Source organism: Franconibacter sp. IITDAS19 (genome assembly GCF_023079515.1).
GTDB lineage: Bacteria > Pseudomonadota > Gammaproteobacteria > Enterobacterales > Enterobacteriaceae > Franconibacter > Franconibacter pulveris.
Map to the genome: position 1 here is coordinate 16,387 of NZ_JALJCP010000011.1, position 24,906 is coordinate 41,292.

22 protein-coding genes and 1 riboswitch are annotated in these 24,906 nt (G+C 57.5%); of the genes, 14 read left to right on the forward strand and 8 right to left on the reverse strand.

Features of this window, described 5'->3' with window-relative positions:
* Window positions 1–29: 29 nt before the first annotated feature.
* A complete protein-coding gene (rtcR, locus tag MT962_RS20520) occupies window positions 30–1,619 on the reverse strand; it encodes an RNA repair transcriptional activator RtcR (protein ID WP_029593184.1) in 1,590 nt (529 codons plus the stop codon).
* Between the two features lie 475 nt (window positions 1,620–2,094).
* Between rtcR and MT962_RS20525 the strand changes: the two genes are divergently transcribed.
* The 3 genes from MT962_RS20525 to MT962_RS20535 are packed head-to-tail and all read left to right on the forward strand — an operon-like array spanning window position 2,095 to window position 5,246.
* Window positions 2,095–3,240 carry a slipin family protein gene (locus MT962_RS20525; protein WP_048887158.1) on the forward strand — a complete coding sequence of 382 codons (1,146 nt, stop codon included), beginning with the start codon at window positions 2,095–2,097 and terminating at the stop codon, window positions 3,238–3,240.
* The gene (locus MT962_RS20530) at window positions 3,230–4,456 is read left to right on the forward strand and encodes an RtcB family protein (protein WP_188724411.1); all 1,227 of its coding nucleotides are present in this window, start codon (window positions 3,230–3,232) and stop codon (window positions 4,454–4,456) included. Before MT962_RS20525 ends, MT962_RS20530 begins: the two co-directional genes overlap by 11 nt.
* Window positions 4,457–4,460: 4 nt before the next feature.
* Window positions 4,461–5,246 (forward strand): nucleotidyltransferase domain-containing protein, encoded by a 786-nt coding sequence (locus MT962_RS20535; protein WP_024557335.1) that lies wholly within the window; start codon window positions 4,461–4,463, stop codon window positions 5,244–5,246.
* A 21-nt stretch (window positions 5,247–5,267) separates the two neighbouring features.
* Here the strand turns inward: MT962_RS20535 and lysC are convergent, their stop codons facing one another.
* Window positions 5,268–6,620 (reverse strand): lysine-sensitive aspartokinase 3, encoded by a 1,353-nt coding sequence (lysC, locus tag MT962_RS20540; protein WP_247366330.1) that lies wholly within the window; start codon window positions 6,618–6,620, stop codon window positions 5,268–5,270.
* Window positions 6,621–6,729: 109 nt separating this feature from the next.
* Window positions 6,730–6,923: riboswitch (Lysine riboswitch) on the reverse strand.
* A 478-nt stretch (window positions 6,924–7,401) separates the two neighbouring features.
* On the opposite strand from lysC, the gene pgi reads away from it, so the two are divergent.
* The 5 genes from pgi to MT962_RS20565 all read left to right on the forward strand — a co-directional run bounded on the left by pgi (window position 7,402) and on the right by MT962_RS20565 (window position 13,194).
* Window positions 7,402–9,051, forward strand: coding sequence for a glucose-6-phosphate isomerase (gene pgi, locus MT962_RS20545; RefSeq protein WP_247366331.1), 1,650 nt, complete (start codon window positions 7,402–7,404; stop codon window positions 9,049–9,051).
* 368 nt (window positions 9,052–9,419) lie between these two features.
* Window positions 9,420–9,665, forward strand: coding sequence for an exopolysaccharide production protein YjbE (gene yjbE, locus MT962_RS20550; protein ID WP_024557332.1), 246 nt, complete (start codon window positions 9,420–9,422; stop codon window positions 9,663–9,665).
* Between the two features lie 63 nt (window positions 9,666–9,728).
* Window positions 9,729–10,367, forward strand: coding sequence for a YjbF family lipoprotein (locus tag MT962_RS20555; protein WP_024559929.1), 639 nt, complete (start codon window positions 9,729–9,731; stop codon window positions 10,365–10,367).
* Entirely contained in the window at window positions 10,364–11,098 is a 735-nt protein-coding gene (locus tag MT962_RS20560; protein WP_247366332.1) for a capsule biosynthesis GfcC D2 domain-containing protein, read from the forward strand. The genes MT962_RS20555 and MT962_RS20560 overlap by 4 nt, the downstream gene beginning before the upstream one ends.
* Window positions 11,098–13,194, forward strand: a complete 2,097-nt coding sequence (locus MT962_RS20565; RefSeq protein ID WP_024557329.1) for a YjbH domain-containing protein — start codon at window positions 11,098–11,100, stop codon at window positions 13,192–13,194. The genes MT962_RS20560 and MT962_RS20565 overlap by 1 nt, the downstream gene beginning before the upstream one ends.
* A gap of 163 nt (window positions 13,195–13,357) precedes the next feature.
* On the opposite strand, the gene MT962_RS20570 is transcribed toward MT962_RS20565, so the two are convergent.
* From MT962_RS20570 to MT962_RS20580, 3 genes are read right to left on the reverse strand one after another with little or no spacing between them, the layout of a single operon-like run.
* Window positions 13,358–13,822 carry an acyltransferase gene (locus MT962_RS20570; protein ID WP_161629457.1) on the reverse strand — a complete coding sequence of 155 codons (465 nt, stop codon included), beginning with the start codon at window positions 13,820–13,822 and terminating at the stop codon, window positions 13,358–13,360.
* Complete coding sequence (locus MT962_RS20575) at window positions 13,815–14,339, reverse strand: GNAT family N-acetyltransferase (RefSeq protein WP_247366333.1); 525 nt, start codon at window positions 14,337–14,339, stop codon at window positions 13,815–13,817. Before MT962_RS20575 ends, MT962_RS20570 begins: the two co-directional genes overlap by 8 nt.
* Window positions 14,340–14,987 (reverse strand): hypothetical protein, encoded by a 648-nt coding sequence (locus MT962_RS20580; protein WP_024557326.1) that lies wholly within the window; start codon window positions 14,985–14,987, stop codon window positions 14,340–14,342. It abuts the gene before it with no gap.
* A gap of 149 nt (window positions 14,988–15,136) precedes the next feature.
* Between MT962_RS20580 and psiE the strand changes: the two genes are divergently transcribed.
* A complete protein-coding gene (gene psiE / locus MT962_RS20585) occupies window positions 15,137–15,550 on the forward strand; it encodes a phosphate-starvation-inducible protein PsiE (RefSeq protein WP_024557325.1) in 414 nt (137 codons plus the stop codon).
* Between the two features lie 87 nt (window positions 15,551–15,637).
* Here psiE and malG read toward each other — a convergent pair whose 3' ends face one another.
* The 3 genes from malG to malE form a co-directional block, all read right to left on the reverse strand.
* Entirely contained in the window at window positions 15,638–16,528 is an 891-nt protein-coding gene (malG, locus tag MT962_RS20590; protein ID WP_024557324.1) for a maltose ABC transporter permease MalG, read from the reverse strand.
* A gap of 12 nt (window positions 16,529–16,540) precedes the next feature.
* Window positions 16,541–18,085: a maltose ABC transporter permease MalF gene (malF, locus tag MT962_RS20595; RefSeq protein WP_024557323.1), complete on the reverse strand. Its 1,545-nt coding sequence runs from the start codon at window positions 18,083–18,085 to the stop codon at window positions 16,541–16,543.
* A 100-nt stretch (window positions 18,086–18,185) separates the two neighbouring features.
* The gene (gene malE, locus MT962_RS20600; protein ID WP_024557322.1) at window positions 18,186–19,376 is read right to left on the reverse strand and encodes a maltose/maltodextrin ABC transporter substrate-binding protein MalE; all 1,191 of its coding nucleotides are present in this window, start codon (window positions 19,374–19,376) and stop codon (window positions 18,186–18,188) included.
* 369 nt (window positions 19,377–19,745) lie between these two features.
* On the opposite strand from malE, the gene malK reads away from it, so the two are divergent.
* The 5 genes from malK to ubiA all read left to right on the forward strand — a co-directional run bounded on the left by malK (window position 19,746) and on the right by ubiA (window position 24,891).
* Complete coding sequence (malK, locus tag MT962_RS20605) at window positions 19,746–20,855, forward strand: maltose/maltodextrin ABC transporter ATP-binding protein MalK (protein WP_024557321.1); 1,110 nt, start codon at window positions 19,746–19,748, stop codon at window positions 20,853–20,855.
* Between the two features lie 43 nt (window positions 20,856–20,898).
* A complete protein-coding gene (locus MT962_RS20610) occupies window positions 20,899–22,215 on the forward strand; it encodes a maltoporin (protein WP_024557320.1) in 1,317 nt (438 codons plus the stop codon).
* A gap of 126 nt (window positions 22,216–22,341) precedes the next feature.
* Window positions 22,342–23,331 (forward strand): maltose operon protein MalM, encoded by a 990-nt coding sequence (gene malM / locus MT962_RS20615; protein ID WP_247366334.1) that lies wholly within the window; start codon window positions 22,342–22,344, stop codon window positions 23,329–23,331.
* Between the two features lie 178 nt (window positions 23,332–23,509).
* Window positions 23,510–24,007: a chorismate lyase gene (gene ubiC, locus MT962_RS20620; protein ID WP_024557318.1), complete on the forward strand. Its 498-nt coding sequence runs from the start codon at window positions 23,510–23,512 to the stop codon at window positions 24,005–24,007.
* 11 nt (window positions 24,008–24,018) lie between these two features.
* On the forward strand, window positions 24,019–24,891 hold the full coding sequence (ubiA, locus tag MT962_RS20625; RefSeq protein WP_024557317.1) for a 4-hydroxybenzoate octaprenyltransferase: 873 nt from the start codon (window positions 24,019–24,021) through the stop codon (window positions 24,889–24,891).
* The last annotated feature ends 15 nt before the right edge of the window (window positions 24,892–24,906 follow it).

Consider the following 24,906-nt stretch of genomic DNA (forward strand, 5'->3'; position numbering starts at 1 on the left):
TTATTCAAACAAATTATGATGAAATGCGCTCATCCTGCGCCGCGCACGCTCTCCCAACTAAGCCCGAACCGCGCGAGGTATTTACGCAGGCGGTCGGCGTCGTTGGGGTTGCTTTTCTTCTGCCGTGAGACGGCGAAAAGCGCCCGTCCGGCTTCAGAGAGCGTACTGCAACGGCGACAGACGGCGATGACCGCCGCCAGCTGGTCCTGGTCGAAGAGGTCGAGGGTCGCCGGGTCTACGGGCAGCGCAACGGCGCCGTGCGCAGGCCGCCAGCTTTGTTGCAGCCGCAGAATCTCTTCTTCCACCAACGCCTCTGTAATGCGCCCCTGGTCCGCCAGCGTCGCCATGCGCGCAACCGATGCGCCAAGCTCGCGAAAATTGCCCGGCCAGCGCGCCTGCGGCGAGCAGGCGAAGAGGAGATACCGCTCGCGCGCTGTCTTATCGAAGCGGATTTGCGTTTGCTGCTCCGCGCAGAAGCGCTGCAACTCATATTCCACGTTAGGCGCAATATCCTCGCGCCGTTCGGCAAGGCCTGGCAGCGCAAAGGCCCACATGTTGATGCGGGCGTAAAGATCTTCACGAAAGCGGCCTTCGGCGACCCACTGCGTCATGTCGCGATGCGTGCCGGCGATAAGCTGGAAATCGCTGCGCACTTCTTTATCCGAACCAAACGGGAAGAACGTTTTCTCTTCAATCGCCTTCAGCAGCATCGCCTGCTCGTCCAGCCCCAGCTCGGCTATCTCATCGAGAAACAGCACGCCGCCGTCCGCTTCCCGAAGCAGGCCCGCCCGCGCCTGCTGCGCGCCGGTAAACGCCCCTTTGACGTGGCCGAACAGGGTCGACATGGCGTTATCGCCGCGCAGCGTCGCGCAGTTTACCGACACCAGCCGTCCCTGCACGAGATGACGCGCCTGGCGCAGCTGGAAAATACGTTTCGCGAGAAAGGATTTGCCCGCGCCGGTAGGGCCGGTAAGCAGAATGGGCGCGGTGGAGCGCAGCGCCACGCGCTCTATCTGGTCAATCAGGCGGTTAAAGGTGGCGTTGCGGGTGTCGATGCCCGCCTTCAGAAACGAGACAGACTGTTGCTGCTCGCGCTGAAAACGGCTGGTGAGCGTCGCGTAGCGGCTTAAATCGAGGTCGATAACCGAGCAGGTGCCGGCGGCTTTCTCCAGGTCCGTAGCCTCGCCCCTGGCCGGGCTGGTTTGCAGCAGGCTGGCGGGAAGGTAACGCGCTTCCGTCAGCAGGAACCAGCAGATCTGCGCCACATGCGTGCCGGTGGTGATATGCACCAGGTACTCTTCGTTTTCGGTGTCGAAAGGGTAGTGCGTGGCGAAGTCGAGAAAGGCGGCGTAAACCTCTTCAAAATCCCACGGGTCAAGAATCGTTACAGGGTGGCGGCGTACCTGCGTCTGCGGCGAAACGACAGCGATGTCTTCGCTAAGCTGCTCCGCCATGCCTTTATCCCGCGGCTGGTGCAGCAACTCCAGCCGGTCGACGGGAAAACCGGGCTGCTGGCAAAGACCGACGGTGGGCCGCCATTTCTTCCAGCGGTTCTCCCGCTTGCCGCGCTTGTCCAGCACCGTACCCAACACGCCAATCACTACCCGCCGCTTTTGCATGTTTATACCTATATATAAAACAATATAAATAATTATAAATTATTGATCGTCATGATAATACCTGAATGGCGGATTCTGTGTTTTTATCATTACTTTTCAACTAATTATTTTTTTATTCATCCCTTAACTGAAACTGGCACGCTTCTGGCAATACCTGTTATGTCAGCACACTGGGAGTCGCAGGGGATATGAGCCCCGCCGGCGCACCGGGAGCGGTAATACGTTTTCCAGGGGGCGTTCCGCCAGTGGAAAGACATGGGCGAAAAGTCGGTTTTATCAGGTTCGATTCCTGATTCGTCACCTCTTCTCCAGAGAGCTATGCAAGCAGTACCCGGTGGTCGGCTGTGATGACCACCCCGAGCGGGCGCCGGTAACGACGCCGGGCCGCAGGCAAAACGCGCAGGCAGTCATGGCCCGTTTCCCTGCGGCTCCGTGTCCGCACTCGCGCCGGCAAGTGAAAAACAGGGAGATAAAAATGAATAACAAAATCACGATTCGAAAAGGCCAGTTGGGTTTACTGGCAAAACAGGGCGACTTTTATCAGGTGCTGGAGGCGGGCGAACATCGCCTGCCGTGGTTTAACAAACCGGACGTGACCGTGGTGGATGTGAACGGCGACGACGTGGCGCCGGAACTTGCCGATTATCTGCGCCGCTTTCAGCCGGAATGGGTAGAAAAATATTGCCTGTCTGTCGATACCGCAGAACAGGAAACGGCGGCGCTTTACCGCAACGGCGTACTGCTGGAAATCATCCCGCCGGGCGCGCGTCGGCTGTTCTGGCGCGATGGCGACAGCCTGCAGGTAAAACGCATGAGCACGCAGGATGTGCACGTGCCCATTGATGTTATGAATGCGGTATTGCAGCCGCGCGGTCGCAACGAGGCGGTGAAAGGCCGCGAGGCGATCCTGACGGTGCAGGTGCCCGCCTGGCATGTCGGCGTGTTGAAAATTGACGGCGAGACGCAGGCGCTGCTGCCGCCAGGCTTAAGCGCATACTGGAAAATCAACCACCTCGTGGAGGCGGAAGTGGTGGATACGCGCCTGCAGGCGCTGGAGGTATCGGGCCAGGAGATCCTGACCAAAGATAAAGTGAATCTGCGCATCAACCTCGGCGCGAACTGGCGTTATCTCGATGTTCTGCAGGCGTACAGCCAGCTGGCGAAGCCGCTGGATTACCTTTATCGCGAGTTGCAGTTTGCGCTTCGCGAAGCGGTAGGGACGCGCACGCTGGATGAGCTGCTGGAGAACAAGCAGGTCATCGACGACGTGGTGAGCGCGCAGGTGATTGCCCGCATGGCGCCGTTTGGCATTGAGGTTGCGTCAACAGGCGTGAAAGACATCGTGTTGCCCGGCGATATGAAAACCATTCTGTCGCGGTTGGTGGAGGCGGAAAAATCCGCGCAGGCGAATGTTATCCGCCGGCGCGAAGAGACCGCGGCGACGCGTTCGTTACTGAACACCGCCAAAGTGATGGAAAACAACCCGGTGGCGCTGCGCTTAAAAGAGCTGGAGACGCTGGAAAGGGTGGCGGAGCGCATCGATAAAATCTCGGTGTTTGGCGGTCTGGACCAGGTATTGCACGGTCTTGTAAACATTAAAGGAAAGACAAATGCAGCATAACGATTATCAACTGCTGGCGCGTGAAAACAGCGCGCCGGTAAAAATGTGGACCAACGGCGTGCCGGTAGAATCAGAGGCGCGTGAGCAACTGCTGAAAACGGCGAAAATGCCGTTTATCTTTAAACACCTGGCGGTGATGCCCGATGTGCATCTGGGTAAAGGCTCGACCATCGGCAGCGTTATTCCGACCAAAGGGGCGATTATCCCGGCGGCGGTGGGCGTGGATATCGGTTGCGGGATGATTGCGGTGCGCACGTCGCTGACTGCAAGCGACCTGCCGGATAACCTCAGCGGGCTGCGCAGCGCCATTGAGCATGCCGTGCCGCACGGGCGCACCAGCGCACGCGGCCAGCGGGATAAAGGGGCGTGGAACCGCGCGCCGCAGGAAGTGGACGCGCACTGGACGCACCTGGCGCCGCGCTTTAAGCGGATCACCGATAAATATCCGAATCTGCTGAAAACCAACAACTATCAGCATCTGGGCACGCTGGGTACCGGCAACCACTTTATCGAGGTTTGTCTGGACGAGCAGCAGCGAGTGTGGGTCATGCTGCACAGCGGCTCGCGCGGCGTGGGTAACGCCATCGGCACCCACTTCATCGCGCTTGCTCAGAAAGATATGCAGCGCCATATCGCTAACCTGCCGGATCGCGATCTCGCTTATTTTGAAGAGGGAAGCAAGCATTATGCGGATTACATCGAAGCCGTCGAATGGGCGCAGGATTTCGCGCGCCATAACCGCGAAGTGATGATGTCCCGCGTGCTGGCGGCGCTGTCTCAGGTCATCAAGAAACCCTTTATGACCCAGCAGGAGGCGGTGAACTGCCACCATAACTATGTGCAGAAAGAGCGTCATTTCGGCGAGGATGTGCTGGTGACGCGCAAAGGCGCTGTCTCCGCCCAGAAAGGACAGATGGGGATTATCCCCGGTTCGATGGGCGCGAAAAGCTTTATCGTGCGCGGTCTGGGCAACGAAGAGAGTTTCTGCTCCTGTAGCCACGGCGCCGGGCGCACCATGAGCCGAACGGCGGCGAAAAAGCGCTTTACGGTGGAAGATCAGATCCGCGCCACCGCGCACGTGGAGTGTCGCAAAGACAGCGACGTTATCGATGAAATTCCGATGGCGTATAAAGATATCGATGCGGTGATGGCCGCTCAGGCCTCATTGGTGGAAGTGGTGCATACCCTGCGCCAGGTGGTTTGCGTAAAAGGATAAAAAAATGGAACTGAACGGCGTTGATGCCGCCATGCGGGAGCGCGTGCGACACGTGCTGAAAGAAGTGGAAGCGCGCTACGGCATGAAGGTGCTGTACGCCTGTGAATCAGGCAGCCGCGGCTGGGGCTTCGCCTCGCCGGACAGCGATTACGATGTGCGCTTTCTTTATGTGCATCCGCCCGAGTGGTATTTACGCGTTGATGCGCCGCGCGATGTCATCGAGTTGCCAATAGACGACACGCTGGACGTCTGCGGCTGGGAGTGGCGCAAAGCGCTCGGGCTGCTCAAGCGCGCTAACCCGACGCTTATCGAATGGCTCGATTCGCCAGTGGTCTATCAGCAGGATGAAAAGGTCATCGCCGCGCTGCGTGAACAGGTGCCTGCATGGTTCTCCGCAGAGCGGGCGCGCTGGCACTACTACTCAATGGCGCGGAAAAACTTCCGCAGCTATTTGCAGGGCGATACGGTGCGGCTGAAGAAATATTTCTACGTGTTGCGCCCGCTGCTGGCGGTTCGCTGGATAGAAGCGGGTAAGGGTGCGCCGCCGATGCGTTTTGTCGAATTGCTGGACGGCGTCGTGACCGATCCGCTGCTGCGTCAGGAAATAGACGCGCTGCTGGCGAGAAAACAGCGTGCGGGCGAGGCGGAGTATGGCGCGGCGATGCCGCGGATACAGGCTTTTATCACGCAGGAGCTGGCGCGCGGCGAAACGCCGCCTGACCTGCCGCATAGTGAAAAGGCCTGCGCGACCAGGTTAGATACGCTGCTTTATGAAACGGTAATGGCCTGACATTGTCAGGCCATTTTTTTATCACTCGAACAGGTTGTGATGCAGCTTCTGCACTACCTGCTCCGCTTCCGCGCCGGGCACCAGGAAACAGAGGTTATGGCTGGAGGCGCCGTAGCAGATCATGCGGATGTTGAACGGCTCCATCACACCGAAGACTTCTTTGCCCACGCCGCACGCTTTCGACAGATCGTTGCCAATCAGCGCCACCAGCGCCAGGTTCTCTTCTACCTCCACGCGACAGAGCGAAGAGAGCTCCGTTAGCAGCGCCTGCGTCAGCAGCGTATCGCCGGTTGAGGTGGAGCCGGTAGTGTCGAGCGTCAGCGCCACGCTCACTTCCGAGGTGGTTATCAAATCAACGGAGATATTGTGGCGCGCCAGGATGCTGAAGACTTCGGCAAGAAAACCGCGCGAGTGCAGCATATTCAGGCTGTGCAGCGTCAGCAGCGTTTGCTTGCGGCGCAGCGCCAGCGCGCGGAATAGCGGCGGGTTGGCGGTTTCGTTGCACACCAGCGTGCCGCCCGCTTTCGGGTCTTTGCTGGAGCCGACAAATACCGGGATATCGCTGCGCACGGCGGGCAGCAGCGTGGCCGGGTGCAGCACTTTCGCGCCAAACGTCGCCATCTCCGCCGCTTCTTCAAAAGCGATTTCATCAATGCGTTTCGCCGCGGGCACGACGCGCGGGTCGGTGGTGTAAATGCCGGGCACGTCGGTCCAGATATCGACGCGGCTTGCCTGCAACGCTTCGCCAAGGAGTGCGGCGGTATAATCGCTGCCGCCGCGGCCAAGCGTCGTGGTGCGGCCTTTCGCTTCGCTGCCGATAAAGCCCTGGGTGATGATGAGCCCCTCGGCGAGGCGCGGCTTCAGCTGTAACGTCGAGAGCTCAGAAAGCGCCGTTACATCCGGCTCGGCGCGGCCAAAGCGATCGCTGGTGCGCATCACTTTGCGCACGTCGAACCACTGCGCTTCCACGTGGCGTTCGCGCAGGATCTCGACAAAAAGCAGGGTAGACATCAGCTCGCCGTGGCTGACCAGCTCATCAGTCAACGCATGAGAGGTGGCAAGCGACGCGGCCTCAGAAAGGGTGGCGATGTTTTCCAGCAGGCGGTCAATCTCTTCGCGGATAACCGTCGGGTTTTGCAGCCGCTCAACAATGTCGTACTGGATTTTGCGAATGGCGTCGAGCTTGACGAAGCGCTCGGTCGCTTCCAGCCCTTCGGCCAGCGCCACCAGCAGATTGGTCACGCCCGCGGAAGCGGAAAGCACCACCAGGCGCACAGCGTCATCGGAAAGCACCACGTCGGCGCTGCGGTTCATGGCGTCGAAATCCGCCACGCTGGTGCCGCCAAATTTCGCGACCACTAAAGAATCTGTCATAACAACCTCGTGTCAGGGGGCCATAGCGCATGGCGTATAAAGTATTCAGCCCTGGAACAAGGAGAGAGCGGTAAGGGGGCGGACGCAGGCGGGAAAACCACAACCACATACACCCAGAAGCGCTCCACCTTGCGAAACGTTCGACTGCTGACGTTTCGGGTGACAACCCAGGGGATTCAGCCCCTGTAGCCGATAGCGAACGTTGCCAGACGCTACGCTACCTCGGCGTCGCTCCCCCTCCCGTGCCGTCTTTGGAGTGGCTCCTCGGACACGATACCTGGGCGACGCGCCTCTTCTGGTTTTCCTTCATATTTCAGGCTGTGGCTGCGTTGCTTGCGCGGCCTTACCCCAGTCACATACTTATGTATGCTCCTGGGGATGCGCCCGCTTATCGCCTTGCCACACCCCGAACTATTTTGGAAAACGGCGACTCATTGATTTTGTTTTACCGTGGCAAAACGAAATGCTGGAGTATCAGGTTTGTTCAGTGGGCATAGCGCGACACCGAAACAACCTAAAATTTACCGGCTGACAACGCGCAGCGCGCTTCGGGCCGGTATTTATTCATAAATAAAGGGTTAGCAGGGTTATTGTCAACGATACGGTCATGGGGATTTTTCATGTTGCGCCGCCTGCCAGGAAAATAACTTATAACAGCTATACTTTCGTCTTAACCGGCACGGTGGCGCGCAACCAACGCCATGATAAAAATCATCACAATTCCAGCCACAAGCGCTACAATCGACCGCAGTTTCAATTCTCAAATCACAAGAGTATTGCTATGAAAAACATCAATCCGAAGCAGACCTCCGCCTGGCAGGCGCTAGAGCAACACTATGCAGAGATGAAGGATGTAAAAATCGCCGATCTGTTCGCCAAAGACGCCGACCGCTTCAGCAAATTCTCCGCCACGTTCAATGACCTGATGCTGGTCGACTATTCCAAAAACCGCATTACCGAAGAGACTCTCAGCAAGCTGCAGGCGCTGGCGAAAGAGACCGACCTGGCGGGCGCCATCAAATCGATGTTCTCCGGTGAAAAGATCAACCGCACCGAAGACCGCGCCGTGCTGCACGTGGCGCTGCGCAACCGTAGCAATACGCCGATCCTGGTGGACGGCAAAGATGTGATGCCGGAAGTGAATGCCGTGCTGGAGAAGATGAAAAAATTCTCCGAGGCCATTATCTCCGGGCAGTGGAAAGGCTATACCGGCAAGCCGATTACCGACGTGGTGAACATCGGCATCGGCGGCTCCGACTTAGGCCCGTTCATGGTGACCGAAGCGCTGCGCCCCTATAAAAACCACCTTAACATGCACTTTGTCTCTAACGTCGATGGCACCCACATCGCCGAAGTGCTGAAAAAAGTGAACCCGGAAACCACCCTGTTCCTCGTGGCTTCCAAAACCTTTACTACCCAGGAAACCATGACCAACGCCCACAGCGCGCGCGACTGGTTCCTGAAAACCGCGGGCGATCAGCAGCACGTGGCGAAACACTTCGCGGCGCTCTCTACTAATGCCAAAGCGGTGGGCGATTTCGGCATCGATACCGCCAACATGTTCGAATTCTGGGACTGGGTCGGCGGCCGTTACTCCCTGTGGTCGGCGATTGGCCTTTCCATCATTCTCTCCGTGGGCTTTGACAACTTTGTTGAACTGCTCAGTGGCGCACATGAGATGGACAAACACTTCTCCACCGCCGCGCCTGAACAAAACCTGCCGGTGCTGCTGGCGCTGATTGGCATCTGGTACAACAACTTCTTTGGCGCTGAAACCGAAGCCATTCTGCCGTACGACCAGTACATGCACCGCTTTGCCGCCTACTTCCAGCAGGGCAACATGGAATCCAACGGCAAGTTTGTCGACCGCAACGGCAACCCGGTGGATTACCAGACCGGCCCTATCATCTGGGGCGAGCCGGGCACCAACGGCCAGCATGCGTTCTATCAGTTGATCCACCAGGGCACTAAGCTGGTACCGTGCGATTTCATCGCGCCGGCCGTCACCCATAATCCGCTTTCCGACCACCACCAGAAACTGCTGTCCAACTTCTTCGCCCAGACCGAAGCGCTGGCGTTTGGCAAATCTCGCGACGTGGTGGAGCAGGAATTCCGCGACCAGGGGAAAGACCCGGCGCAGCTGGAGCACGTGGTGCCGTTTAAAGTGTTTGAAGGCAACCGTCCGACCAACTCCATCCTGCTGCGTGAAATCACGCCGTTCAGCCTGGGCGCGCTGATTGCGCTTTATGAACACAAGATCTTCACCCAGGGCGCTATCCTGAACATCTTCACCTTCGACCAATGGGGCGTGGAATTAGGTAAACAGCTGGCCAACCGCATCCTGCCGGAGCTTGGCGACGATAACGCGATCGACAGCCACGACAGCTCCACCAACGGACTGATTAACCGCTACAAAGCGTGGCGCGCGTAATTAACGTGTTGTGCTGAATAATGCCGGCCTGAGCGCCGGCATTTTTTATCGGAGAAATCCCGTTGTGGCGGCAAATCAGGGTTACCCGGCTTTGAGGTTAATCTGAAAAAGCGTTTTTACCCTTTCATTTTATCAGGGGAATTTAGGATTAAACGGATTGGATGCTTTTAAGGATATATTTTAACTATTTGAATAATAGTATCTTTTAATTAAATTACCGCGCTCAACATTTTCATTTTATCTATTTGTCCTAAAACCCACCGCTTATTTCCCGATGCCATAAACCCGCAGGCGTTGTTGTGTATACTCGATTGCGCCTGAAACCCTTTTCGGGCACATCTCCATTCATTCAATGAAGGGAAATTGTTATGAAAAAAATCGTTTATGGCATTTTTGCCATAGCAGCGCTGGGCGCGACTGCGGCTAATGCGGAGCCGGTAGCCACCGGTGACGCGGCAGGCGCAGCGGCGACGTCGGTGTCAGTAGGCTCCTCTACTGCAACGACCGCCAGCACTGTCGGGTCGGTTGTCGGCGTGGCGCTCGCTGCGACCGGTGGCGGCGACGGTTCTAACACCGGGACCACTACCACAACCACCACCAGCACCACGCAGTAACCTTCGGTGCTTTAACCATAACCACACTACGGTGTGGTTATTTTGACTCCCTGAGGAAATGTCGTGAAGCGACTCGCGATTGTGATGCTCTGCCTGCTGCTCCAGGCCTGTTCCTCCAATATCAAAGGAATGGCAACTTCTTTCTGGCGCGGCGTAACGGGCGCGGATGGCGTCCATCTGACAGACGACGATATTCAAAATATGCCCTATGCCAGCCAGTACATGACGTTAAACAACGGCCCGCAGCTGTTTGTGGTGCTGGCGTTTTCGGAAAACGGCCAGCAAAAATGGGTGACCCAGGACCAGACCACGCTGATAACCCAGCATGGCCGCCTGGTGAAAACCCTCAATCTTCGCGACAACCTGATTAGCGTAACGAACATCAACGACGATCCGCTGCTGAAAGCGAACCAGATTGTTGACGGCGCAGGCTGGACCCGCGTGATGGGCTGGACGGAGCGCGGTCAGACGCGTTACGCCACGGCGCGCTCAACCTTTACCTGGGACGGAACGGACAGCATACAGGTGGGCAGCGAGTCCACGCCGGTTCGCGTGCTGGATGAAGAGGTGACCACCGAGGCGGCAAGCTGGCATAACCGCTACTGGGTAGACAGCGAAGGCGCGATCCGTCAGTCGAAGCAGTACCTTGGCGCAGGTTATTTCCCGGTTACCACTATCCTGTTGAAGGCGGCAAAAGAATGAGAACAGCAGCCCTCGCATCACTTATTTTAAGCCTGGGCAGCCTGTCGGCTTTTGCCGCAGGCACCATTACGGTTTATCCCGAACACGCACAGCCCCTGAAAGTCACCGGCGCACAGACGCTCGCCGATCTCGTTACCCAACCCCAGCTTACGCAAAGCTGGTGGCCGGGCGCGGTTATCAGCGAACGTCAGGCGAGCGCCGTGGCGCAACAGCAGCATCAGGCGTTGCTGGGTCGGCTGGCGGCGCTTTCGGCCGATGAAGACGCCGACGATGCCGCCGCCATTAACAGTGTGCGCCAGCAACTTGCCGCAATAAAAGTAACTGGCCGCCAGTTTATTACGCTGGACCCGGACAGCGTGCGCGTAAGCCCAGGCAACAACGTGCCGCTGGAGGGTGACTACTCGCTGTGGGTGGGACCGCAGCCGACGACCGTTACGCTGATGGGGCTGGTGAACGCGCCAGGCTCGAAGCCCTTCACGCCTGGAAAATCGGTCGCGGATTATCTGGATGAGGTGAGCCGTCTTAGCGGCGGCGAGCGCAGCTATGCCTGGGTCGTCTACCCTGATGGGCGCACGCAAAAGACGCCTGTCGCTTACTGGAACAAACGTCACGTGGAGCCGATGCCCGGCAGCATTATTTTTCTGGGCTTCGCCGAGCACACTTTTACCTCTTCTTATGACGATCTGAACGAGCAGATACTTCGCTCGCTGACGCAGCGGATACCGGATTGATGAAGAAACGCTATTTTTACAGTTTGCTGGCGCTGTCGGTCTCCTGCGCCTGCCATGCAGAAACCTATCCCGCGCCCGTCGGTCCTTCACAGTCCGATTTTGGCGGCGTGGGCTTAATGCAAACCCCTACGGCGCGCATGGCGCGGGAAGGGGAACTGAGTCTCAACTACCGCGATAACGATCAGTACCGCTACTATTCCGCTTCCGTGCAGCTCTTCCCGTGGCTGGAAACCACGCTGCGCTACACCGACGTGCGGACTAAAAACTACAGTAACGTCGAGTCGTTCTCCGGCAATCAGACCTATAAAGACAAAGCCTTCGACGTGAAGCTGCGGCTGTGGGAAGAGGGCTACTTCCTGCCGCAGGTCGCGGTGGGGGCGCGCGATTTGGGCGGTACGGGGTTGTTTGACGGTGAATATGTGGTGGCGAACAAAGCCTGGGGGCCGTTTGATTTCTCGCTCGGCTTAGGCTGGGGCTATCTGGGCACCAGCGGCAACGTGAAAAACCCGTTCTGCGAATATGACGACAAATTTTGCTACCGCGATCCGAGTTACCAGAAAGCGGGCTCCATCGACGGCAGCGCCATGTTCCACGGCCCGGCGGCGATTTTCGGCGGTGTTGAATACCAGACGCCATGGCAGCCGCTGCGCCTGAAGCTTGAGTATGAAGGCAATAACTACAGCGAAGATTTCGCCGGTAAAATCGACCAGAAGAGCAAGTTTAACGTGGGCGCGATTTACCGCGTCGCCGACTGGGCGGATGTTAACCTGAGCTACGAGCGCGGTAACACGCTGATGTTCGGCTTTACGCTGCGCACCAACTTCAACGATCTGCGTCCTTCTTATAACGATAATCGCCGTCCGGCGTATCAGCCGCAGCCGCAGGAGGCGATTCTTCAGCACAGCGTCGTGGCGAACCAGCTTACCTCGCTGAAGTACAACGCCGGGCTGAACAACCCGCAGATTCAGGTAAAAGGCGACACGCTGTACGTGACCGGCGAGCAGTTTAAATACCGCGATTCGCAGGAAGGCATTGAGCGCGCGAACCGCATCATCATGAACGACCTGCCGGAAGGGGTGCGCACTATTCGCGTCACCGAAACGCGCCTCAACATGCCGCAGGTTACCACGGAAACCGACGTGGCGAGCCTGAAGCGTCATCTGGAAGGCGAGCCGCTCGGCCATGAAACGGAGCTGGTGCAAAAACGCATGGAGCCGGTGGTGCCGGAAAGCACCGAGCAGGGCTGGTACATTGAGAAGCCGCGCTTTAATTTCTCGCTCAATCCGGTATTGAACCAGTCTGTCGGCGGGCCGGAAAACTTCTACATGTATCAGGTGGGCGTGATGGCCACGGCGGATTTGTGGCTAACCGATCACCTGCTGACGACCGGCAGCCTGTTCGCCAACATTGCCAACAACTATGGCAAGTTTAACTACACCAACCCGCCGAACGACTCGGCGCTGCCGCGCGTGCGCACCCACGTACGTGAGTATGTAGAGAATGACTATTACGTTAACAACGCCCAGGCCAACTACTTCCAGTACCTGGGGAACGGCTGGTACGGGCAGGTTTACGGCGGTTATCTGGAGACGATGTACGGCGGCGCGGGGGCGGAAGTGCTTTATCGTCCGGTGGACAGCAACTGGGCCTTTGGTCTGGATGCGAACTACGTGAAACAGCGCGACTGGACCAGCCCGCAGAACATGATGAAGTTCACTGACTACAGCGTGAAAACCGGTCATCTGACCGCCTACTGGACGCCGCCGTTTGCCCAGGATGTGCTGATTAAAGCGAGCGTAGGGCAATATCTGGCGGGCGACAAAGGCGGCACGCTGGAGATAGCCAAACACTTCGACAGCGGCATCGTGGTGGGCGGTTACGCCACTATCACCAACGTTTCGCCGGATGAGTACGGTGAAGGGGACTTCACCAAAGGGGTTTACGTTTCCGTGCCGTTCGATCTCTTCTCCGGTGGCGCAACGCGCAGCCGCGCGGCGATTGGCTGGACGCCGCTCACCCGCGACGGCGGCCAGATGCTGGGCCGTAAGTTTGACCTCTACAGCATGACCAGCGATAAGAGCGTGAATTTCCGCTAAGCGGGCATCACCCCTCACCCTAACCCTCTCCCCACAGGGGAGAGGGGCGTGGCTGGCGACCCGGTCAGGAGGGGCTTTTTCTGCAAGGGCAAGAGCGCGCCACAGACCCGCGCGTTTTTCTCTCTCTTCCTCCCTGGAAGCGGGCTGGGTGAGGGTAGCAACGCTACAGCCGGCGCAAAAGCCGCGCCGGGTTACCGGCGTAGACCCCTTTCTCGGTAAGCGATTTGGTCACCACGCTGCCTGCGCCGATGACCGCGCCGTCGCATATGGAAACGGCGAGAATGGTGGCGCCGCTGCCAATCGACACGTTATCGCCAATCACGATTTTCCCCCAGCTTTCACGGTCCGGGTTGGGTTTGCCTTCGCGAAACATATCGTTGGCGAACATCACCCCATGGCCGATAAAGCAGTTTTCACCAATGACGACTGACTCGCAAATAAAGGCGTGCGACTGAACGCGGGTGTTGCGGCCAATGCGCGTGCGGCTTTGGATCTCGACAAACGGGCCGATGAAGACCCCGTCGCACAGTTCGCAGTCGTAAAGGTTGGCGGGCTCGTAAATCACCACGTTGCGGCCCACGGTGACGTTTTTTACGCCAACGCTGCGGCGCGTCGGCTCCTCAGGCATGTTCATCAAGCGCTTTCCCCATAACAAACAGCACGCTCTGCTGCGTGGCGCTGCTGAATATCGTCTGCGTGAGCATCTTCATTCCCCGGGCGTCATAAAAACGGCGCGCTCCCGCATTCGCCTCCAGCACTTCCAGCCACAGCCAGCGCTCATTCTCTGCCCGTGCTTCGCGCAGGATAGCCTGCCAGAACTGCTCGCCGTAGCCTTTGCCCGTCTCACCCGGCATCAGGTAAAGCTTGTGCAGCAGAGCGCCGGTATACGTTTGCTCCGGCACAGGTTTTCGCCAGGATATTTTTGCGAAGCCTGCCGGGCGCTCCGCTTCGGCAATCAGCCAGCGGGTGCCGACAGCGCTCAGGCTTTGCTGCAGCGCCGCTACGCTATATTCCGCGGCGATAAAATCATTGAGCTCTTCTTGGCGGCACCATAAATGCGCGAAGTGATGACGATAGGTACAAGAACCCATTTCGCTCAGCAGTGGGGCGTCATCAACCGTAGCGTGGCGAAATGTCAGGTGCATTTACGCCTCCGTGCCAAAAATAGCCTGCAGGCGCGTCCACTCCCGGCGCAGCGCGCTGTGTGGGCTGGTCAGCACCTTCGGGTGTGAAAGCAGGTTTTTCGCGCCCGCCATCGAAGCCTGCGCCAGCGCCACGCAACCTGCCCCTTCATCAAGCGCCTGCTGCGCCCGTTCGGCTATCAACTTGAAGTACTCCGCCATCTGGCCGGCCTTAAACGTCTCCCACGCGTGCGGGATAAGCTCTATCGCCAGCGGCGCCTTCGGCGCTACCGCACGAAACAGCGCGGCGGTGGGTTTAATGGTGGTGGGCGCGGCGCACAGCACCACGATGGGCTCTCCCGCTTTGGCGGCTTCCTGCGCCAGCGCGAGGTCGACACGCACAATGCCCGGGTCCTGCGCCAGGTAGTTGGCTGCAGAGCCCAGCGTGGAGCAGGTGAGCAGCACCACATCGGCATCGGTGCGCAGCTCCGCCAGGGCGGCGATGGTCTCTTTCTCGATTTCCGGCGTCATGCCGCCTGCCGCTTCCGCCTGGGCGAGCAGATGCGCCATCACCTGATGTTTTAACGTGCCTTCGGGAATATGCAGGTCCCGCGCCGCTTGCTCAAAAACGTCGACGTTGCTTTGCGCCGTATGCAGACAGGCAATTTTCATTGTTTTCCCTTTTGAAAGAATGAATAACAAAACCTCTAACTGTGGTAGAGCGAGACGACCTGCGCAAAAGATAAACAAAAAATATGGATCTATGTCACATTTTTCACGTATAACAGCCTCGGGAACGCAGATTATGAGGTGCAGTTATGATGTTCATCTCTTCGCGCGCACGGGTAGAGCTTATCTCTACCATCCTCCAGACGGTGCTTAACCTGGGGCTGATGAGCCTGGGTCTTATCCTGGTGATTTTTCTTGGCAAGGAGACGCTGCACCTTGCCGATGTGCTCTTTTCGCCCAATGAGCAGGCCAGCAAATATGAGCTGGTGGAAGGGCTGGTGGTCTATTTCCTCTACTTTGAGTTTATTGCCCTGATTGTGAAATATTTCCAGTCCGGCTTTCACTTTCCGCTGCGCTATTTCGTCTACATCGGCATTACCGCTATCGTGCGGCTGATTATTGTCGACCATAAATCGCCCATGGACGTGCTGATTTACTCCGGCGCGATTTTGCTGCTGGTGCTGGCCCTGTGGCTGTGTAATTCAAAGCGACTGAAGCGCGAATAAAAATGGCGGCCCAGGGGCCGCCGAAAATAGAAAACAAGTCAGGGATAAGACTGAGGGTTACAGTGGCACTACGTTGATGAAAGCAAATTAACCTTTTACGCCTCCCGCCGTCAGGCCGCTGACCAGCCAGCGCTGCGCCAGCAGGAAGACCACGGTGATGGGAATGGCGGAAAGCACCGCCGCCGCCGCGAAGTCGCCCCACAGGTAGTTTTGCGGGTTGAGGTACTGCTGCATCCCTACCGCCAGCGTGTAGCTATTCACATCACGCAGCAGCAGCGAGGCGACCGGCACTTCGGTGATGGCGGCGATAAACGACAGAATAAACACCACCGCAAGGATAGGCACCGAGAGCGGCAACAGCACCAGGCGGAAGGCCTGCCAGGGCGTTGCGCCATCCAGCGCCGCCGCTTCTTCCAGCGACCCGTCAATGGTTTCGAAATAGCCTTTTATCGTCCAGACGTGCAGCGCGATGCCGCCAAGATAGGCGAAGATCACCCCGCCATGGGTGTTCAGGCCGATAAACGGAACGTACTGTCCGAGCCTGTCGAACAACGCATAGAGCGCCACCAGCGACAGCACCGCTGGAAACATCTGGAAAATCAACATTCCTTTGAGCAACGCCGATTTCCCGGCGAAGCGCATGCGGGCGAACGCGTAAGCGCAGGTGGTAGAGAGCGCCACGATGCCGACTGCGGTAATGCCCGCGATTTTCACCGAGTTCCACAGCCACAGCAGCACCGGGAAGGGCGGCGGCAGCACGCGGCCGTCGGCGTGCGTTACGCTAAAGCCGAGCGCCAGTTTCCAGTGTTCCCAGGAAACCTGTTCCGGGATCAAACTGCCGGTGGCGAAGTTGCCGGGGCGCAGCGAAATAGCGATAACCATCAGCAGCGGAAACATAATGGCGGCGATAAACGCCAGCAGCAGCAGATGCGTGATGAGCAGGCGCAGCTTCTGGGATTTCGGTTGAACCATAGCCATGTGTCGTCCTCCTTAATCGAACTTAATGCGCGTGGCTTTGAGGTTAACAATCGCGAGCGCGCCCACCAGCAGGAAAATCAGCGTGGCGATGGCGGCTGCGAGGCCGAAGTCCTGACCGCCGCCGCCTTCAAAGGCGATGCGGTAGGTATAGCTCACCAGCAGATCCGTGTAGCCTGCGGGCGTGGTCGTGCCAAGACGGTCCGGTCCGCCGTTGGTTAACAGCAAAATGAGCACGAAGTTATTAAAGTTAAAGGCGAAGCTTGCGATCATCAGCGGCGTGAGCGGCTTAATCAGCAGCGGCAGCGTGATTTTAAAGAAGTTCTGGAACGGACCGGCGCCGTCCATCGCCGAGGCTTCATAGAGATCGTCCGGGATAGCCTTCAGCAGCCCCATGCAGAGGATCATCATGTACGGATAGCCAAGCCAGGTGTTGACGATGATTATCATGGTGCGCGCGGTGGTCGGGTCGGTAAACCAGGCGGGCTTAATGCCAAACAGCGCGTTCAGCATCATGTTTATCTCGCCAAAGCTTTGGTTAAACAGGCCCTTGAAGATAAGAATGGAGATAAACGACGGCACGGCGTAAGGCAAAATCAGTAGCAGGCGGTAAACCGCTTTGCCTTTCAGCGCCTCCCATTGCACCAGGCAGGCCAGCACCATACCAACGGCGACGGTCAGCAGCACTGTCAGCGTTGAGAACACCACCGTCCAGACAAAGATGGCGAAGAAGGGCTGCTGGATGCCTTCATCAGTAAAGACGCGCAGGAAGTTATCCCAGCCGATAGTCACGGTATAGCCGGGGCTGAGCTTTTCGCCATCCCAGTTGCCGTCGGCGTTAATGGCCTGATAGAAGCCGATATCGTTATTTGGACGGTACTTCACGCCGCTCTGGTTGTTGGTGAGCGTGCCGTCTTCAGCCTGCGTATAGAGCGGCCGGGTGCCGGAGAACTGGCGCAGCGAGCTCATCACCAGTTGGCTGTCGTCCGGCAGCACGGCGGTTATCTGGTTCAGCGCCTGGCGGTTCTGGGTGATAACGCGAAGCGTGGCGCGCTCGCCTGTCGGCAGCGCCTGCGCTTCTTTCATTGTAAGCTTCTGCTCGCCGCCAAAACTGAAGGCGTCGGAGAGATAATGTTTGCCGCTTTCGCCGTCGGTTAACGCCAGCTGCCATTTGTCCCCCTGCGGATAAAGACCGAAGTTAAGGCTTTTCCCCGCCTGGTATTTGCGATCCATCAACACTTCCCGGGCGCGCTCCTGAGTGAGCTGGTTGGTGCTGCTGTAGTTGGTGAAAGCGATGGCGATAGTGCAGACCAGCGGAAAGAGGACAAACAGCCCCATTCCGGCAAAGCCCGGGTAAACATAACGCCACGCATAGGCGCGGCGGTTGGCGAAGATATAGAGGCCGGCGGAACTTAACACCAGCGTCATGATGGCGAACAGGTACTCCCCCTGGGCGTACATCAATACCACAAGATAGGCCACCAGCAGGCCGAGCAGCGCGACAACCGCCCATTTCAGCGCATCGCTTTGCCACCAGTGGGTCTTTTTAACAACATCCATGGGGTTCTTCCTCAACTGCAATGAATACTTGTGTTGCCTGGCGACGGCACGCCGCCGTCATTAAATGGCGGGCGGACAACGCGCCGCCCGCCGGGGTTAATTACTTAGCGATACGGCTCTGTGCGTCTTTCAGCGCCGCATCGACGGTCTGGCGACCGCTTACTGCGTTAATAACCGCTGTGCGCACGGCATACCAGAAGGCGGACATCTGCGGCACGTTAGGCATGATTTCGCCGTTTTCGGCGTTTTTCATGGTGGCGGCGATGCGCGGATCTTTCTCAAGCTTCGTCTGGAAAGATTTCAGCGCCACGGCGCCAAGCGGTTTGTCCTTGTTCACCTGGTCGAGGCCTTCATCGGTCAGCAGGTAGTTTTCCAGGAACTCTTTCGCCAGCTCTTTGTTGGGGCTGGCGGCGTTGATGCCAGCGCTCAGCACGCCGACGAACGGTTTGGACGGCTTGCCTTTAAAGGTCGGCAGCACGGCTACGCCGTAGTTCACCTTGCTCTTGTCGATATTGGTCCATGCCCACGGGCCGTTGATGGTCATCGCGGTTTCGCCTTTGTTGAAGGCCGCTTCAGCGATGGAGTAATCCGTATCCGCGTTCATGTTTTTGTTTTTGATCATGTCGACCAGGAAGTTCAGGCCCGCTTTGGCGCCCGCGCTGTCCACGCCCACATCTTTCACGTCATATTTGCCGTCGGCGAATTTAAAGGCGTAACCGCCATCGGCAGCGATGAGCGGCCAGGTGAAGTAGGGTTCCTGCAGGTTGAACATCAGCGCGCTCTTGCCTTTCGCTTTCAGTTCTTTATCCAGCGCCGGGATCTCTTCCCAGGTTTTTGGCGGGTTCGGCACCAGGTCTTTGTTGTAGATCAGCGACAGCGATTCCACCGCCACCGGGTAAGCGATGATTTTGCCGTTGTAGCGGACGGCGTCCCAGGCGAACGGCACGATTTTGTCCTGGAAGGCTTTATCCGGGCTGACTTCCGCCAGCAGGCCGGACTGCGCGTAGCCGCCAAAGCGGTCATGGGCCCAGAAGATAATGTCCGGGCCGTCGCCCGTGGCGGCGACCTGCGGGTATTTCTCTTCCAGCTTATCCGGGTGCTCCACCGTCACCTTGATACCGGTGTCCTTTTCAAACTTCTTACCGACTTCGGCCAGGCCGTTATAGCCTTTATCGCCGTTGATCCAGATGACCAGTTTGCCTTCTTCAATTTTGGCGAGTGCAGAGGCGGAGAACAGCATCGTCGTTAATGCGGAAAGTGCGAGGATGCGTGCGCCGGTTTTAATTTTCATAACTCCCATCCTTTTTGAGGGTTTGCGCGTGGATACACGTAATGGCTTTACCTGTACCAGTCTGGGCATCTGACAAGCGCTTCTCATCCTCCTTTGCTCTACGCCCCACCCCCTCAGAGTGTGATCGCGATTCCATAAACGCAGGTTATGTGGCGCAGCGCACGTAAATGCGCCTCGTTTTTTGAAGGCTCCATCACGAAAATCCCCGCCAGCCGCGGCCTGGCGTGGCAGAGGCGAGTCGCTCATCCTCCCGCCTCCTCCCCCATAAAAAAGCCTGGGGGTGGAGGATTTCCGTGCTTTATGAATCCCGCATAGTCACGGCATCCTGGCTGTTTTCAGTGAAAAGTTTGAGGTTAAAGGGAGAGAGGGATGGCAAGCGTTCAGCTGCGCAATGTAACTAAATCCTGGGGCGAGGTTGTGGTGTCGCGAGACATCAACCTGGATATCGCCGAAGGGGAGTTCGTGGTATTTGTCGGGCCTTCCGGCTGCGGCAAATCAACGCTGCTGCGCATGATTGCCGGGCTGGAGACCATCACCAGCGGCGACCTGCATATCGGACAAAAACGCATGAATGACGTGCCGCCTTCCGAGCGCGGCGTGGGCATGGTGTTTCAGTCTTATGCGCTCTATCCCCATCTCTCCGTTGCTGAAAACATGTCCTTTGGCCTGAAACTCGCAGGGGTGAAGAAAGACGCCATTAATCAGCAGGTGACGCAGGTCGCGGAAGTGCTGCAGCTCGCGCATCTGCTGGACAGACGTCCGAAAGCGCTTTCTGGCGGCCAGCGCCAGCGCGTAGCGATTGGCCGTACGCTGGTGGCGGAGCCGAGCGTTTTCCTGCTCGACGAACCGCTTTCTAACCTCGATGCCGCGCTGCGCGTGCAGATGCGCATTGAGATCTCCCGCCTGCACAAGCGACTTGGCCGCACGATGATTTACGTCACCCACGACCAGGTAGAAGCGATGACGCTTGCCGACAAAATCGTGGTGCTCGACGCCGGGCGCGTCGCCCAGGTGGGTAAGCCGCTTGAGCTTTATCACTACCCGGCGGACCGCTTCGTCGCGGGCTTTATCGGATCGCCAAAAATGAACTTCCTGCCGGTAAAAGTGACCGCCACCGCCATCGATCAGGTGCAGGTCGAGCTGCCGAACCGCCAGCATGTCTGGCTGCCGGTGGACAGCGAAGGCGTGAACGTGGGCGCCAATATGTCTCTTGGCATCCGCCCGGAACACTTGCTGCCGAGCGATATCGCCGACGTCACTCTCGAAGGCGAAGTGCAGGTGGTCGAACAGCTCGGCCATGAGACTCAGATACATATCCAGATCCCGGCTTTGCGTCAGAACCTGGTTTACCGCCAGAACGACGTGGTGCTGGTACAAGAGGGTGCCACATTCGCCATCGGCTTACCGCCGGAGCGCTGCCATCTGTTCCGAGAAGATGGCACCGCCTGCCGTCGGCTGCACAAAGAGCCGGGCGTTTAAGCATTCCCGATTACAAAGAAAAGCAATGATCTCAGGAGATAGAATGATGATTACTCTGCGCAAACTCCCCGTGGCGGTGGCCGTCATGGCAGGCATCTTGTCTGCTCAGGCAGGCGCTGTCGATTTCAAAGGTTATGCTCGTTCCGGCATCGGCTGGACGGGTAGTGGCGGCGAACAACAGTGTTTTCAGGCGACTGGTGCTGATGCTAAATACCGTTTGGGTAACGAATGTGAGACCTATGCGGAAATTAAGTTAGGTCAGGAAGTCTGGAAAGAAGGCGACAAGAGCTTCTACTTTGACTCAAATATTGGTTACAGAACTAATCAGCTAAACGACTTTGAAAATACCGATACGCCTGCTGTCCGCGAATTTAACGTTGTAGGTAAGAACCTGATCGACGCTCTGCCTGGCGCCAATATCTGGGCAGGTAAGCGCTTCTACCAGCGTCATGACGTACACATGATCGACTTCTACTACTGGGATATTTCTGGCCCGGGCGCGGGTCTGGAAAACATTGATGTCGGTATCGGTAAACTCTCTCTGGCTGCGACCCGCTCAAGCGAACAGGGCGGTTCTTCAGCCTTTGGCGACCGCGATGCTAATGGGGTGCGGACCTATAACAACGAAGTACCAAACGACGTTTTTGACGTACGTTTAGCAGGGCTGGAAACCAACCCGAACGGTGTACTGGAGTTAGGCGTTGATTACGGTCACACCAATATTCCGGATGATTATTACCTGGCTCCAGGCGCAACCAAAGATGGCTGGATGTTTACAGGTGAGCATACTCAGACTATCGGCACCGGCTTTAACAAGTTTGTGCTCCAGTACGCGACCGACTCTATGATTTCCCAGGGCAAAGGCCAGGCTCGCGGCGGCTCTGTGGATAATGACGGCAGCCTGATCCGTGTCCTTGACCACGGTTCAATCTCACTGGGCGATCGTTGGGACATGATGTATGTCGCTATGTACCAGGATATCGATCGTGACAACAATCGCGGTAACACCTGGTGGACCGTGGGTATCCGTCCAATGTTCAAATGGACGCCGATCATGAGCACCCTGCTGGAAGTGGGCTACGACAATGTGAAATCTCAGCAGGTTGATGAGCATAACGACCAGTACAAAATCACCCTGGCCCAGCAATGGCAGGCAGGCGACAGCATCTGGTCCCGTCCGGCTATCCGCGTATTCGCAACTTACGCCAAGTGGGACGAGAACTGGGGTTATGTTAAAGCGTCTAACGGATCCACGACTTCTGAGGCCGTTACCTCTGGTACTTTCACCCAGTTTGGTAACAGCAGCCGTGGCGACAGCGATGAGTGGAGCTTCGGCGCTCAGATGGAAATCTGGTGGTAATCCGCATCATCTTAGCTGTACCAGAGAGGGGCGAAAGCCCCTCTTTACCCTCACAAGTTAAGTTATTCAGGATGCGGCGCGCTATTGCCTGGCTACCGTCGCATTCGTTCAAATAAGGTTATAACAATGAAAATGAAAAAAAGTCTTGTCGCGCTCTGCCTGAGCGCAGGGTTGCTCGCCTGCGCGCCGATTGTCAGCTTCGCTGATGTAAATATAGTGCCGCAAAATACTTCCGCCGCGCCTGCAATCCCGGCTTCGGCATTACAGCAAATTGTCTGGACGCCGGTCGCCCAATCACAAACGCAGACTACGCAAGTTGCCACCGCCGGCCAAACGCTGAACGTGCCGGGGATTAGCGGCAAAGTCGTGGCTTACAGCGTGCCGGCAAACATCGGCGAACTGAATATTACGTTGACCAGCCTTGGCGAAAAGCAACGATCCATTTTTGCGCCAAACCTGCTGGTATTAGATCAGAATCTCACGCCTGCCGCCTATTTCCCAAGCAGCTATTTCGCTTATAAAGAGCCGGGCGCCGTTTCTGAAGACCGTCTTGAAGGCACCGTTAAGCTGACGCCGGCGCTGGGTCAGCAAAAACTTTATCTGCTGGTTTTCACCACGCCGCAAGATTTACAGAAGACCACGACGATGACCAACGCAGCTAAAGCCTATGCCAAAGGCGTGGGCAACGCGGTGCCCGATATCGCGGACCCGGTTGCGCGTCATACTACTGACGGTACGTTGAAGCTGAAAGTGAGCACTAACTCCGCATCCAGCATCCTGGTTGGTCCGCTGTTTGGCTCTTCCAGCCAGGCTTCTGTCACCGTGGGCAATACTGCCGCGCCTGCTACGGCGTATGCTGCGCCAGCGCCTGCCGCCGCGCCAGCACCTGCTACCGCTTACGCCGCGCCCGCTCCGGCGCCTGCCGCAGCCCCTGCGCCTGGCGCGAAGAGCGAGCCGGTGCTGAACGATACCGAAACCTATTTTAATCAGGCCATTAAGCAAGCGGTCGCCAAAGGGGATGTCGACAAGGCCCTGAAACTGCTGAATGAAGCCGAGCGTCTGGGTTCTACCTCCGCCCGTCAAACTTTTATCAGCAGTGTAAAAGGCAAGGGGTGACCGTCTCCCCGCATTGCTGATGCTTGCAAGACCTGGTGCGCTTCGGCGCACCTTTTTTATTTTCTCCGCCGCGTTGTTGCACCCCTGTTGCGTTTTTGATCGCCAGAAGCGGTTTGCCCGCCACCTCTGCGCCTTTCTGCGCTACAATGCCCCGTCAAACAGCCCCGGAGAATGATGCATGTCCCACCCCGCGCTGATGCAGCTTCGCGCGTTGTCTTTTACAACCGATACCGCCTCCCTGGATGAGAACCTGCTCGACTGGCTGATGCTGGAAGATTCCATGACTAAACGCTTTGAACAACACTGCAAGCGCGTAAGCGTGGATTTGTTATTTGAAGGTTTTGTCAGCCCGCAGGAGATTGCGGCGGAGCGCGAGTGGCTGCCGCAGGAAGAGACCTACTGGCTGCGTGAAATCGTGCTCTGCGGCGACGGCGAACCCTGGCTTGTTGGGCGCACCGTGGTGCCGCAGTCTACACTCAATGGACCCGAATTAGCCTTACAGAATATGGGGACTACGCCGCTGGGTCGCTACCTGTTTACCTCATCGACCCTGACCCGGGATTTTATCCATCCGGGCCGCAGCGGCGAGCTGTGGGGGCGTCGTTCCCGGCTGCGCCTTTCCGGCAAACCGCTGTTACTGACTGAACTGTTTTTGCCTGCATCGCCATTGTATTAAGAGGAAGAGAAATGGAGTGGAGTCTGACGCAGAATAAGCTGCTCGCTTATCATCGCCTGATGCGTACCGACAAACCGATTGGCGCCTTGCTGCTGCTGTGGCCGACCCTGTGGGCGTTATGGGTAGCGACGCCCGGCGTACCGCCGCTGTGGATCCTGGCGGTGTTTGTGGCGGGCGTCTGGCTGATGCGCGCCGCGGGATGCGTGGTCAACGATTATGCCGATCGTAAATTTGACGGTCACGTAAAGCGCACGGCAAACCGTCCGCTGCCGAGCGGCGCGGTAACAGAGAGAGAAGCGAAAAATCTGTTTGTGGTGCTGGTGCTTATCTCCTTCGCGCTGGTGCTGACGCTCAACCTGATGACCATCCTGCTCTCTGTCGCCGCGCTGGCGCTGGCGTGGATGTATCCTTTTATGAAGCGCTACACGCATCTGCCGCAGGTGGTGCTGGGCGCGGCGTTCGGCTGGTCTATTCCGATGGCTTTTGCCGCCGTGAGCGAAACCGTGCCGCTTAGCTGCTGGCTGATGTTTCTCGCGAATATCTGCTGGGCTGTGGCCTATGACACCGAGTACGCCATGGTCGATCGTGATGACGATGTGAAGATAGGGGTGAAATCCACCGCTATTCTGTTTGGTCAGTACGATAAATTGATTATTGGTTTGCTGCAGATAGCCGTATTGGCGCTGATGATCGCGATTGGTTGGTTGAATGGCCTGGGCGGGGCATTTTACGCTTCCGTGGTGGTGGCGGGCGCGCTGTTTGTTTATCAGCAGAAGATCATTGCCGGGCGCGATCGCGACGCCTGTTTTAAAGCGTTTCTCAATAATAACTACGTAGGCCTGGCGCTGTTTGTGGGGCTGGCGGTGAGTTATTTACGGTTCTGACAGGCGAGGCGTGAA